At 45.1% G+C, this 13,229-nt stretch carries 13 protein-coding genes; 1 reads left to right on the top strand and 12 read right to left on the bottom strand.

Annotated elements, in window-relative coordinates; all coding sequences use genetic code 11:
* Window positions 1–196: 196 nt before the first annotated feature.
* From ACTHPG_RS21325 to ACTHPG_RS21275, 11 genes are all read right to left on the bottom strand, one after another.
* Window positions 197–595: a DoxX family protein gene (locus ACTHPG_RS21325; RefSeq protein ID WP_053783291.1), complete on the bottom strand. Its 399-nt coding sequence runs from the start codon at window positions 593–595 to the stop codon at window positions 197–199.
* Window positions 596–961: 366 nt separating this feature from the next.
* Window positions 962–2,512, bottom strand: coding sequence for a glucose-6-phosphate dehydrogenase (gene zwf / locus ACTHPG_RS21320; protein ID WP_440391435.1), 1,551 nt, complete (start codon window positions 2,510–2,512; stop codon window positions 962–964).
* Window positions 2,513–2,687: 175 nt separating this feature from the next.
* Window positions 2,688–3,437: a YwmB family TATA-box binding protein gene (locus tag ACTHPG_RS21315; protein ID WP_440391434.1), complete on the bottom strand. Its 750-nt coding sequence runs from the start codon at window positions 3,435–3,437 to the stop codon at window positions 2,688–2,690.
* A gap of 283 nt (window positions 3,438–3,720) precedes the next feature.
* Window positions 3,721–4,389: a response regulator transcription factor gene (locus ACTHPG_RS21310; protein WP_278298330.1), complete on the bottom strand. Its 669-nt coding sequence runs from the start codon at window positions 4,387–4,389 to the stop codon at window positions 3,721–3,723.
* On the bottom strand, window positions 4,331–5,446 hold the full coding sequence (locus ACTHPG_RS21305) for a sensor histidine kinase (RefSeq protein WP_440391433.1): 1,116 nt from the start codon (window positions 5,444–5,446) through the stop codon (window positions 4,331–4,333). The genes ACTHPG_RS21310 and ACTHPG_RS21305 overlap by 59 nt, the downstream gene beginning before the upstream one ends.
* A gap of 31 nt (window positions 5,447–5,477) precedes the next feature.
* Complete coding sequence (gene liaF, locus ACTHPG_RS21300; RefSeq protein ID WP_440391432.1) at window positions 5,478–6,125, bottom strand: cell wall-active antibiotics response protein LiaF; 648 nt, start codon at window positions 6,123–6,125, stop codon at window positions 5,478–5,480.
* Between the two features lie 150 nt (window positions 6,126–6,275).
* A complete protein-coding gene (locus tag ACTHPG_RS21295) occupies window positions 6,276–6,983 on the bottom strand; it encodes a PspA/IM30 family protein (RefSeq protein WP_440391431.1) in 708 nt (235 codons plus the stop codon).
* Between the two features lies 1 nt (window position 6,984).
* A complete protein-coding gene (locus ACTHPG_RS21290; RefSeq protein ID WP_440391430.1) occupies window positions 6,985–7,488 on the bottom strand; it encodes a PspC domain-containing protein in 504 nt (167 codons plus the stop codon).
* 17 nt (window positions 7,489–7,505) lie between these two features.
* Entirely contained in the window at window positions 7,506–7,739 is a 234-nt protein-coding gene (locus ACTHPG_RS21285) for a PspC domain-containing protein (protein ID WP_253440859.1), read from the bottom strand.
* Window positions 7,740–7,743: 4 nt separating this feature from the next.
* Window positions 7,744–8,415 carry a PspA/IM30 family protein gene (locus tag ACTHPG_RS21280; protein WP_091037978.1) on the bottom strand — a complete coding sequence of 224 codons (672 nt, stop codon included), beginning with the start codon at window positions 8,413–8,415 and terminating at the stop codon, window positions 7,744–7,746.
* 35 nt (window positions 8,416–8,450) lie between these two features.
* Complete coding sequence (locus ACTHPG_RS21275; RefSeq protein WP_017692311.1) at window positions 8,451–8,759, bottom strand: LiaF transmembrane domain-containing protein; 309 nt, start codon at window positions 8,757–8,759, stop codon at window positions 8,451–8,453.
* Window positions 8,760–9,315: 556 nt separating this feature from the next.
* Here ACTHPG_RS21275 and ACTHPG_RS21270 point away from each other — a divergent pair.
* Window positions 9,316–11,706 (top strand): helix-turn-helix domain-containing protein, encoded by a 2,391-nt coding sequence (locus tag ACTHPG_RS21270; RefSeq protein ID WP_440391429.1) that lies wholly within the window; start codon window positions 9,316–9,318, stop codon window positions 11,704–11,706.
* Window positions 11,707–12,052: 346 nt separating this feature from the next.
* Here the strand turns inward: ACTHPG_RS21270 and ACTHPG_RS21265 are convergent, their stop codons facing one another.
* Window positions 12,053–12,973 carry a methyltransferase domain-containing protein gene (locus ACTHPG_RS21265; protein ID WP_440391428.1) on the bottom strand — a complete coding sequence of 307 codons (921 nt, stop codon included), beginning with the start codon at window positions 12,971–12,973 and terminating at the stop codon, window positions 12,053–12,055.
* Window positions 12,974–13,229: the final 256 nt, after the last annotated feature.

Below are 13,229 nucleotides of genomic sequence, written 5' to 3'. Positions count from 1 at the left end.
TTCATCCTCCTCAAATCTGTGCTTTCTTCCATACCGTGAACTGCTTCTTAACCCAACTCTCCTATTGTACCATAATCTGTACCGAAAATAACCGATTACTACCGCAGATTCTTCTCTTTTCACTTGCAAAAAAAAAGCACCCTTCAGCCATAATCATGGCATCCAGGCACTCCTCATTCATTTTTATTTATCCGGTTTAGAAAATCAATGCATCCAGCGCGTATTGTCCGCCACCCGTCAGGGCCAGCGCTACACCAACGACCAGAATCGCGAGATTATATTCGAATCCGTTCTGTGTGGACCAGTATCCGTTCGCACCATGCACTTTCACAATGGCAATGACCATCGTCAGCGCAATTAGAATGCCACCTACCGGTGTGAGCAGACCCAGAGCCAGCAACAGTCCGCCCCCGAACTCAGCGAGTCCAGCCAGTAACGCCACCAATGCACCTGGTTTCATACCCATCGACTCAAACCAGCCGCCTGTACCCTTGATTCCGTAACCTCCGAACCAACCAAACAGCTTTTGAGCCCCGTGCGCCATAAACGACAATCCAATCACCAAACGAATCAACAACAACCCTACATCCAACATCATTTTCTTTTCCTCCATTCAATATATACAAAATAGTATTCTCAGATTAAAGATATTATGCATATTTTTTTTCATGATTCTCTATTCGCAAACCCCTTCAACTGGTTTACATTTTATCTCATGAATGATAACTTATCCGAAAGGTTTGCCGGATGAAGTTTTTCATTTGCGTAACTCTTTAACTCATGTGTTGAGTATAAGTTACATACTTACTTTTTGTCAACAACTTAATTTTAATTACTTATTTCCTTATGATGGATGCCAGCCTTTTCCTCGCTAAAAAGCCTGAGTACACCGCAAAATTTGCGATGTCCCAGGCTCAGTCATGTTCTGTATGTTCTTATTACCATTGTTAACGCCCTTACCCTAACCGTTCACTTGCCAGATCACGCTGTCCTCGTCCTGACCATTTACCGGCCACCAGTGGAATCCGTCCTGCTCCAGCAGCTTGTCTGTTGCTTCTGGTCCCCAGGTTCCAGCAGGGTACGTGTGTAACTCTCCCTGATTCTTGCTCCAGGCTGCAGCGATCCGATCTACGAAAGACCAGGCTGTCGCCACTTCATCCCAACGGGTAAAGTACGTAGAATCCCCCTCCGCTGCATCATGCAGCAGACGCTCATACGCTTCAGGCGAGTTGATTCCGATCATGCAACTCTGACAGAAATCCATCGCGAGCGGCTGAATCTCGGAATCCGAGCCTGGTTTCTTGGCATTGATTTTGATATATATGCCTTCCATCGGATTCACCCGAATGACCAGCAGATTCGGCTCCAATTTATACTTTTTCCCAAGGTACACATTGTTCGGCATCGACTTGAACTCCACTACGATCTCGGTCGTTTTTACCGGTAGACGCTTGCCTGTCCGAATGTAGAATGGAACTCCCGCCCAGCGGAAATTATCCACGAATACACGTGCTGCAAAATAAGTCTCCGTATTCGATTGCGGATCAACCTTGTCTTCCTGGCGATACCCCGGAAGCTGCTTGCCACGGTACTCCCCTTCGGAATACTGTCCCCGCACAACGTTGTTGCTGACTTCCTCATCCGAAGTAAAAGCCCGCAATGAGCGTAATACCTTCACCTTCTCATCCCGAATGTCCTCAGGGAATAGGCGACTCGGCGGTTCCATCGCAATCATCGTCAGCATCTGAAGCATATGATTCTGCCCCATGTCACGCAGTGCACCGGAGTGATCATAATAACCGCCACGTTCTTCCACGCCTACCGTCTCCCCCAGCGTAATCTGAACGTTGGCTATATGTTTGTTATTCCAGAGTGGTTCGAAAAAAGCATTTCCGAAGCGGATCACTTCGATATTTTGCACCATTTCCTTGCCCAGATAATGATCAATCCGATAGATCTCCTCTTCACGGAAGACCTCACGAATCTGCTCATTCAGATGTTCAGCGGATTGCAGATCATACCCAAATGGTTTTTCGATCACCAAACGGTTCCAGCCCTGACTTTCCAGCATGCCACCATCCCGCAAGCTATACGAGACGCTTCCAAACAGCTCAGGTGCCAGTGCCAGATAGAACAGCCGATTCCCCGGCGTATTAAACTTCGACTCCAGATGCTCTGTCTGCGCACGCAGCTCTTTGAATCCGTCCACATTATTGATATCCAGTGCTTTGTATTCAAAATGATCGACAAAAGCGTTCCACTCATCAGGTTCCCCCGCCGGATAGCGGCAGAACTCTTTAATGGATTCATAGATGTCTTCCCGGAATTCTTCTGGGGACCTCGGACGACGTGCTACGCCAATAACCGCAAAGTCTTCGGCAAGCTTGCCTTCACGGTAAAGACTGTAGATAGCCGGAAACAGCTTCCGGCGGGCCAAATCACCCGTTGCTCCAAAAATGAAAAATACTGCGCCTGGTGTCTGTACTTCATCTTGCGATTGTTTTTCAACCATGGGCTCCTCTTTCTTCCGGGAAGAAACCTTCACGCTCTCCCCGAGCTATGTAATGGTGTTATATATGCACGACATACAACTGTCAATTACCAGCAAGTTCCTTCTTGGATGTGATGCCATTTTAGCATATCAACTGAATGGATGCACTATTTCAAATTCATTTTTCTAGTATCCCTTAATATTCAATCGTAATTACCGGAAACCCCACTGTAATTCGATTGTCAACCTCGTCACCAACCTGGTGAACTGCGAGTTGCATATTCAACATATGCGAGCCACTCTTAATCGACAACGGGAGCTCAGCCGCCTCGTAAGAGACACTTGCGCTGGCTACATCCGTATAACGTTCAACGGAGACGAGATCCACCTTTTTGGACAGGTCTTCCTCAATCCATGCCAACTGCTGACTCGCATCACGTTGTATAGCATGAGTTGCCGTACCTTGCACAGATATATTCCAGGCTGCCTTCATTCCCGAGTCTACAAGCAGTTGACTGATCTGTTCATGTACGGTCATTAGTGCCTTCCGATCCGTGTATGCGTCCCCTGAAAGTTGTACGACGGTGTAATAGCCGTTATCTCCTGTCTCAACGACATTGACCAACAGGCCTGCTTCTCCTGTAGCCTCATTGTTAACCTTCTCACTGCGATACACATCGTGCCCCGTCTGACGTACCCGTACCGGATGTTCCAGTCCCAAATGGCCAGCCAGTGATACTGCCTGTGCTTCTGCGTTTCCCTGGCCATCTCCTTGCCATTTAATAACCAGACGATCCACTTTATCAATCACGCTGTCAGCAGTATGGATTAACTGTTCCAATTGGGCTGCTTCGGATTCATTCTTCTCTGCGTATACCTGTGTCACACCGATAAGAATAATGATAGCCATTGCTAATATACCTGCTGTCATCCAACGATTTAACATTTGTATCCCCCGCTTCATTCTTGCATTCTATGAATCTATCAACAGCATGCCCCTTTCCCACATCAGCTATACTTCTTATGAACATATCAAAAAAAGCCCCACCCGCCACTTGCATGGCAGATTGGAGCTTTCCATTTAACGTTTTCTATCTAAATTGAACTCATCCATATTTACACGCGCAACTCCGATGACAGAACAACCTTCCGATCGCTGTTATCCCCGGATTGTCGGCACATGAAAGCACGATTCTTTGGCTTAATGATCTTATTGCACATGATCATTTTTACTCTGCAAGTCCATTCTTATAAGCATAGATCGCGGCCTGAGTACGGTCGTCTACGCCCAATTTTGCCAATAGGTTCGTAACATGAAATTTGACGGTCTTAATGCCGATGATCAGATCATCCGCGATGTCCTGGTTTGATTTGCCTTTGGCCAGTAATCGGAGCACATCCATCTCACGTTCCGTCAATTCATCATGCAGAGGAGCTGCTGCCTGTGGCTGCCGGAATCGATTCATCATTTTTGAAGCGACCTGTGACTCCAGAACGGATTGGCCGCGAGCAGCTGCGCGAATCGCATCTGCCACTTCATTGGCTCTTGATGTTTTCAACAGATAACTGAATGCGCCTGCCTCAATGACAGGGTACATTTTTTCATCATCCAGGTAACTGGTTAACACGATGACTTTGCACTCCGGATACATTTTAAGTACCTGACGGGTAGCCTCAATGCCATCCATGCCTTCCATCACCAGATCCATCAGAACCACATCAGGCTTATATTCCTGTGCAAGACGGATGCCTTCCTCTCCACTCCCTGCTTCACCAACAACTTCAATCCCATCTTCGGTATCCAGTACCGCTGCAAGACCAATACGTACCATCTCATGATCATCCACGAGCAATACTTTGATCGACGTTTCCGTCTCCGTTTCGACTTCCGGTTCCATTGACATGTTCTTCCTCGCTTTCATCGCTCATCAAAGGTATCGTAATCTCAATCCGCGTTCCCTTACCAGGCGCTGTTACAAATTGTATGGCTCCACCAATCTCCGTAACACGTTCACGCATGTTAGCGAGACCGTAGGAAGCCTGTTTATTCTCATCCAGATCGAAGCCTTGCCCATCATCACGGATCAGTACGCGGATTGCATCCGTACGGCGCTGGAGCCGTATCTCCATTTTCTCCGCTTTCGCATGCCGTAACGTATTGGACATAGCCTCCTGAACGATCCGAAACAGATGATTCTCGATGCCTTTGATCAGATCGATGTCTTCATCTATTTCGAGCACAATATCCATGGGTACTTTCGTTTTCAGTTCCATCACCAGATCACGCAGACCTTGTTCGAGTTGTTTGCCCTCCAGATAGACTGGCCGCAGATGTAACAATAATGCACGCATCTCCGACTGTGCTACCGAAGCCATCTCCTCAATCAGAGCCACCTGCCGCTGAGCACGTTCAAAATCCTTCTCCATCTTCCGTCCAACGGCCGTTGCTGTCATGGATATCGCGAACAGTTGCTGCGATACCGCATCATGCAGCTCCCGTGCCAGCCGCTGCCGTTCTTCCACAATTGCCGTTATTCTGGCTTGTTCCGCAAGCTGTGCATTATGAGTAGACAATCGCTGAAGCGAAGATACCTGATCTTCCCACTTTTTGCCGATTCGTCCGAGTTGTTCACTTAAACGGCCCACATCATCAACGCCCAGATCAGGTACAGTGCGTGATAGAGAGCCCTTCTCCCACAGTAGAAGTGTTTCCCGCAGCAGTTCAAGCCGACGTTTAACCCGATAACTCTGATAGAACCCAAAGACCGCACCGATCCCAATCAGAAGCAGCAATAAGGCAAGACCCGATTGAATCAAGTGACGCCAGCCTGCAAATGGAGCAAGATAACCATATGTATACAATACATACAAAATAACAGCAAGAACAATGAAAACCAGGAGGATCCCTTCACCCATACTTCGGGTTACCATGTCGGTATGTCGTTTTGTCTTCATCGGGGTCTCCTCCTTCTCTTCATCTATTTTACTACGAATGACTTATGCTTAGGTCGCCAACAATATAAGAAATGACAAATTTTGCTTTATGTTCACTGGACTCATATCCAGGAGTTCTCCATACTAATTTGTTCATCATACCGCTATCTTGTTCTCCAAGAAGATTAATCCGGCCGAAGAGAACCGATGCTTCAATCTCCACACCATAATCTTCTGGTAACGTAAGACGAACATTACCCATAACTCCTTGCAGCAGCACAATTGTTTGTTTCTCCTCCGGAATCGAAAGAGACAGATCCGCATTAACCTCACCCATGGCATGCCACAGGCTCATGCTACGTAACGTCCAGGATGATTGATCCCAGTAGTACCGAGCCATGAAGTTTTGTTTCTTCATAACACCTTCGTCCAGATGAATCTTTTTGTTTTTTGAATAAAAGTAAGCTAAAGAAGCCAGTACAATCAAGAATACAATCATTAAATTATCCAGCAACAGCAGTGCCGCGCCAATCCCAAGATATCGATAACCTCTGCGGGTATCTCCCTTGCGAATTTGAAGCATTCCAACCGTCAACAGAATCAGTGCGGCAGCAGTCAGAAAGTTAATATTCTGATTCAATAACATCATTGCACCAATAATAATAATGACAACTGCAAGCCATTTACTCTTGTTATTCATCCCCGCCGCACCTCCTCTGTAAGTTAATCTCTCTTTATTCAACGGAAAAGCCATACCAGGCGATGAAGTCCTGTATGGCTTAACTTTTGTTCTACCAACCGTACATTATACACGATTTATAGAATATCATATTGTCCACTATGCGAACAGTTATTCTTTTGAAGTTCCGTTCTCTTCATTCTTGGAACCATTGCCCATTTTGTTTTTGAGGGCTTGTAATTGCTGATCCACTTTGAATTGTTTTTCCACATCTACAGGGTTCGTGTACGTGGATGAAGTGTTGCGATAAGGTGCACGGGCCACGTCCGCTTCAGCTTCCAGTTGCATGATTTTCTCTTCCATGCGGTGGAATCCTAATGATGCGCCACCACTTTCAATCGAATGCAAGCTGTTAATGGAAGACATTTGTTTTTTGGCTTTTGCCATTTGTGCACGGGATACGAGTTCATTACGTTTGTTACGCATTTTGTAGAACTCATCTTTCATGTCATGCAACTGTTGCAACAGATCTTTTGCTTGTGCTTCAGATTGTGCATGCAGTTCGCTGTACTCCGTAATTTTTTGATCAAAGTAGATTTTCTCTTCCAGCAATTTGCGTGCCACTTCTTCCTGACCATTCGCCAGAGCAGCTTCTGCTTGGGACTCACGTTGTACCGAAGTACGCTCCGCTTCGTCCAGACGTTGTTTCATGCGGCGCTCATTCGCCATTTGTTTGGCAACAGTTACCTCTGCCTCATGAATCTCAGCCTCCATATCACGCAAGTACTGGTTCAACATTACAATCGGGTCTTCTACCTTATCCAACATATCATTTACCGACGCTTTCGTCATATCCTTAATCCGTTTAAATACTCCCATTTTACTTTTCTCCCTTCTCGTAACGAGATAATTTTTGGCGAAGCTCTTCCACTTCTTTTTTCAGTGCTTTTTTCTCGATATCTTTCATCATGGAATCAAGTTCACTTTCTTGCGGTGCGCCTGCTCCGTAGCCGTTGTTGTCATAAGAACGCGGACCGGATTGAGGTCTGCTGTTGTATCCAGGGCCGGGACCGAAGTTACCAGGACCTTGTTGATTGTGATTATTTTGAAAAGGACCTCTTGGCGGCTGATGATCATAGTTGTTGTATCCTCTGCCAGGACCAGGGCCCGGGCCGTAACCATATGGATCATAAGGTGGATACGGTTCTTTTGGTACCACCAGTGCTGCAATGAAATATATTAACAACGACGTGCCGCCAGTTACGAAGATACTGATGACAAAGATGATACGCAGCAGGGTGGAATCCATTCCGATGCTTTCGGAAATTCCGCCGCACAAGCCGGTCAACATCCGGTCACGCGTTGAGCGGTATAATTTGCTCATGTGCTTGCTCCTTTCGTTTACTTGTATCCTCTTACGTTGGAATCATAAGCATATGGATCAACGTGATTGGATTCCTTTGGTACCACCAACGCAGCGATGAAGTAGATCAACAATGATGTACCTCCCGTAGCGAAAATACTGATGAAGAAGATGATACGCAGCAGCGTGGTACTCAATCCGAGATTTTCAGAAATGCCGCCGATCAAACCTGTTAGCATCCGATTACGCGCCGAGCGGTATAATTTATTCATGTGACTACTCCTTTCTGTCATTGTTCAATTTCTGTCTTAAGCGCTCCAGTTCCTTATCCAGCGTGGAGGATGACATGCTGCCAGTCACTCCTGAACCATCTTGACTCATCCGCCGGATATCCCGGAGACTTTGTGCTTCATATTCCAGATCAGAGACTTGGTCATCCAGTCGGTTAAACATACGGGGTACATTCTGACCGTTGTGATTCCCTCTCTGGTTCATGCGTTGTTGTAACTGAATCGTCTGCATACGAGCGTAGTAATATTGGCGTTTGCTGTATACATTCTGATATTCAACTTTCAGCTGGTCGATCTGTTCATCCAGCTCCTGTAATGCCGCATAACTTTGTGCATACAATTCATTGTACTGTTCCATTTTTTCCTCGTGGAGGATTTTCTCCTGCAAGGCAAGCTTGGCGAGATGTTCCTCCCCGGCTTTCAGAGCCATGGAAGCCTGTTCTTCCCGTTTGTTCACCATACCTGCTGCCTGATCGGCTTGTTGTTTCATTTGTCTGGTATGGCTTGCATATTGATGACGAAGTTTCTCGGCTTCACCGATGTCTTGGCGGGTCGAGACCAGGAACTGATCAATCAGTTTGACTGGATCCTGACTTTGCTCCAAATGTTCGTTCAGATTGGCTACGGTAATATCCCGCATTCGACGAAATACACTCATTATGTTCTGTCCCTCCTTTTCATAATCGTGAAAGCTTAGTACCTACCACGACGACTGCGGTTATTGCTTAGCATTGAGATACCAAAGATGATTAACCCGATCGCGATGATCGGTCCGATCAACCATGCCAGCTTGCCCATCAGTGAGATGATACCGATGATGAGAACAATCCATCCGAGCATCACATTCCCTCGCTTGACTCCGTAATATCCCAGTGCAATCATCAGGACCGGAATCAGATAACCCATTAGGTGTCCCAGAAGTGGAGTTAACTTTCCGAAGAGGAGTAGTGCACCCAGCGCAATCAATACAATCGCCCAGCCATTTCCCTTATTCAATCTCATAATTGTTGTTCACCGCCCTTTCCATTCATTCGTTTTAATGTGTTGAGTCATTTGTTCGTTTGTTTCTTGTTTTTTTGTTTCCGTGTTTCTTGTTTAACCTTATGTCCTTATTCTAGGGGAATTTGAGACTTTTCAAAACAGACCGTGGACGGTTTTTCATCCTAGACTCAGGTCGGGGATCTAGTTGGACCTTTGACTGTCCCTATATAAGACCTTCGTTCCGCCCAAGCTAATTGGCACTTCGGATGCCTTCTATATCCCCATATCCGGGTCACCCTTCAACCGATATCGACCTCTAGAGAATGATGTCCATGTCTCTATTTACGTTCACACTGCAATTTCGTTTCTCATGATTCCGTTCAGACGTGTAAGACCAAGCTGTTTCTATAACCCTTTCCGCAAATCATCTATCAGCAATCCCTTATCTTTTTTCCTATGCTCACACAAAATAATTACTTTTTTATCCAAATAAACAAATTTTAGATTGTTCTATATGTAAGCGTTTACTAAAATAGAAAGTGTTACTACTACTAATGTCAGGAGTGGAGCGGAAACTGTGCGACCAATCAGCTATCTCCATAAAATGATCATCTTCGGAATCCTGTTAAGCACCCTGCCCATTTTGTTAACAGGAATTGCCGCATTTATCTATTCATCAAACCAAACAGAACTGCATCGCACGCAGGCCAACAGGCAGTTGCTGGAACAAATGCAATCCAACGTAGAACACAAACTCGCTACAGTCAGTTATATGCTTGATCAGGCCGTTCGCTCTCCAGTAACCCTCCGTTCCCTGTCTGCATCTTCTTCACTACAAGGGAAAGGGCCTTTACATGCCGATAAGCTGCAGAGCGAGTTTCAGCATATGCGGTCATGGGAACCTTTGTTAGATATTACCCTGGTGAATCAATCTCAGAATTGGCTTATTGATCATGCGGGATTATATCGGAATACGGATTTCCCACTGGCTCTTCCCATGAAGGAAATGATATCGGATACGCTAACCTCCGGATGGCAGCTCTCCCCTTCGTCGGTATTTAGTAATGATGAGCTTTCACCCGGTACAGGCTGTATTTATCATATTGCACTTGCGAGATCAATCCCGAATCTGAATACATCTTCCGATGCTGCCCTGATTGCGGGAATTCCTGCATGCTCTTTGCAAAACACACTGGGAGAATCCTCCTCAGCCATTGCTGCCTCAGGACTGGTCATTTTGAATCGGGAACAACGTATTTTGGTTCATCCCGATCCTGTATACATTGGACAACCATTGTCTGCCATAGGATTACAGGATCGGGATACGAAAGCCAGCATAACTAAACTATCACCCATCCCCTTCTCAACAGGCTTTGAAAAACGAGAAGTTACGATCGCCAATACACAATATTCTTTAACGTATAGCCCTTCTACCTTGAAAGGATGGACTTATGTTCTAATCTCACCGACTAATATACTGACGCAGGAATATATCAATATTGGATTACACACCTTGTATATCAGCATCTTCTTGCTTTTACTTTCATTATTGCTCGCCTGGCTCGGCTCCAAGCGAATGCATGTCCCGATTCGTAAACTTTTAACCCAACTTGGTGACAACCAGCTGTCCAAAGGAGGAAACATACTAGCCCAGCAATCCCCGCCATTTTCTGATGAGTTCGAACAGATTAGAGCAGGGGTCTCACAATTATCTGCCTCTCGCTCCCAATTAGAGAACACACTTAATATGCATCTGTTGCAGATTCGCACTCATTTTATGATGAATCTGTTCCAAGGCAAGAGCCCTTTTCATACGCTTCATGACACCCTGAATGAATATGGCTATAAACATCAGGTTCGGGAATGGCAACAAATTGCTGTTATTACACTACAGGCCGATCTCGTTAATCATACAAAATATAGCGCTAGTGATCGTGACCTCTTGTTATTCGCTATTCAGAATATATTGGAGGAAACGGTTGCGCGTAACCAACAATTGCTTCCCATTGTGTTGGAACATACGGTGGTCACGGTGATTGGCACTGTAGAACAGGATCATTTTATGTTTTCACAGCAGCTACATGTATTAACAGACCAGTTACAACAACAGATTAATAACATTCTAGCTCTTCAAGTCAGTATAGGCTTCAGCCAGCCACACAGCTCCCTATATCACATCCCACAAGCCTACGCAGAAGCCATGGAAGCATTGATGCACCGTCTGAAGCTGGGAACAGGCATTATTTTTCAATATGAGAACATAGATCATTACGCTCCAACATGGTCCATTACCTACCCGGAATCGTTGGAATATTCGTTGATCCAAGCTATTCAAAGTGCGGACGAAGTCCAGGCCTCTATTCTTTTGCAACAGTTGCTTGAAGTACTCTTTGGTATGGAGTGTACACCAGAAGAATATCAGATAGCACTTACGAGGCTGCTCACGCATATTTTGCAAATGACTCAGGAGTCCGGTATCCGACTTGGACAGATCTCACAGGGCCGTGGATCGATGTTCCATGAACTTCATGGTTTGCAGTACGCCGCTGAAGTTGAGGAATGGTTTAATCATCATGTCATTTTGCCCGTCATCCAGGTTTTTAAAGCGAGACAGTATGCCCAGTACCAGCATATATCAGAGAAGATGATTGCCATGATTCATCAAGATTATGATAAGGATCTGACGCTTGAGGAATGTGCCTTGAAGCTTCACTACAATGCCAACTACTTAAGTAGTGTTTTCCGAAAAGAGACAGGTTGTGCATTTAGTGAATATCTGACCAAGTACCGTTTTAGCATAGCTAAAAAATGGCTGGACGAAAGTGATCTAACGGTTAAGGATATCGCAGCACGACTTAGGTACAACAATTCGCAAAATTTCATTCGATCATTTCGTAAATGGGAGGGAATCACCCCCGGCCAGTACCGGGAGCGTAAGCAGAAAGTAGAAGTATCCAATAGGAAATAAATTACGTGTTTCGTGTTTCTTTTTTTGTTTTCCGTTGTTCAATATTAGATCAAACGTTGATGCCAGCCCATAGGTGATTCATTAATTCAGCTTTACAGCGCCAAAAATCAACGGTTTGATTCAACGTGCTTGAAATCCTGTTGAAAGTTATAAAAAAGAGGGAGCAACTATGCTGATCCCTCCTTTTTTATAAGTAAAAACCAAACTTCATAAGTTTCACACGTGCATTGTCTTGAGTGACGGTTTGATGCTTGCTCGCGTCAACACAGACATTAGACCACGTCGTCCGTATCCTTTCCTGATTCTCCTCTACACGTAACAAGCTTATACCATTTGTCGCTTGTCCTTAATCCTTAATGCGAACTGTTTTCATATTAGGCTGTTCAAGTTGTATTAGAATTTTCCCGAACCTAGCTCCACGTGAGAAGGTCAACGTACTATCCTTGTACGAATCCCGTATGTACTTCTCAGCAAGTCTGAGAGAATCTTCATCCGATGGTAACTCATACGTATTAAGCCATTCTGGTAGCTTCTCGATAACCTCTTCCACCGGTATCTCAAATGAATTAACCTCTCTTGTAATAATCATCGTGTATGAATACCCCTTCAAATACAACAACTGTTGAATATATCCCATATCACCGGCTTTATATGAAGAAGTAACCCCTAGAACATTCTTAAGTTCATCCATTAGTGTGTGTTCCTTCTGTCCCGCCATCGTGCTTATATAGACATACTTACGAGCACAGTTGATCGCCATCTCAATCGTTGCCCAATCTGACATTGCAGGACACATGGATGCAAATGCAAAGTCATATTTCTTCTCCCAGCCTTTATCCTGAATAGAGATTTCCTCAAATCGTTCTTTTACGATCTCAATACTGGATTCCAAAGACGAAGGGATCGTCTCTTTCATAAGGGAGACAAGTAACTCGGAAGGCTCAACTGCAGTCACACTTGCCCCTTTATTCGCAAAAGGAATGGTAAATATGCCTGAGGCCGCTCCAATGTCCAATATGGATAATCCTGAGAACTCCACCCCCTGGTTCTCAATCCAACCCATAATGCGCTCAGAACGCTGCTTGCCTTCTTCAGTAAACGACTGTGCGTGATAGTCCCTGGCCCACCGCTCAAATGCTTCATCTGTATTAAAGGGGGCGCTTTTCTTTTTATATTTTGGACTTCTCGGACGATTCTTCCATGCTTCTTCCCATACAGAAAGATCAAATAACAGATCGTTATCCGATATATGTTTTCCATTAGTCACTTTGCTTCACTCCTTCATATTAAAGACTTTACTTATCTACAATATACTGAATGTAAGCACACGTCAATCTTTATTAACGTCCCACTTTTCTTAGTCCACATTTTCTTAATGTACAACAACCTTATCTTAGAAATTAAAATAGCCCCACACATTGCATAAGCAACATGTAGGGCTATTCAATATACCGGCGAGAGGACTCGAACCTCCACGGTTTCCCACTCGATTTTGAGTCGAGCGCGTCTGCCATTCCGCCACG

The organism is Paenibacillus sp. SAF-068 (assembly GCF_051967555.1).
Classification (GTDB): domain Bacteria; phylum Bacillota; class Bacilli; order Paenibacillales; family Paenibacillaceae; genus Paenibacillus.
This window is presented reverse-complemented; position numbering and strand designations above follow the sequence as displayed.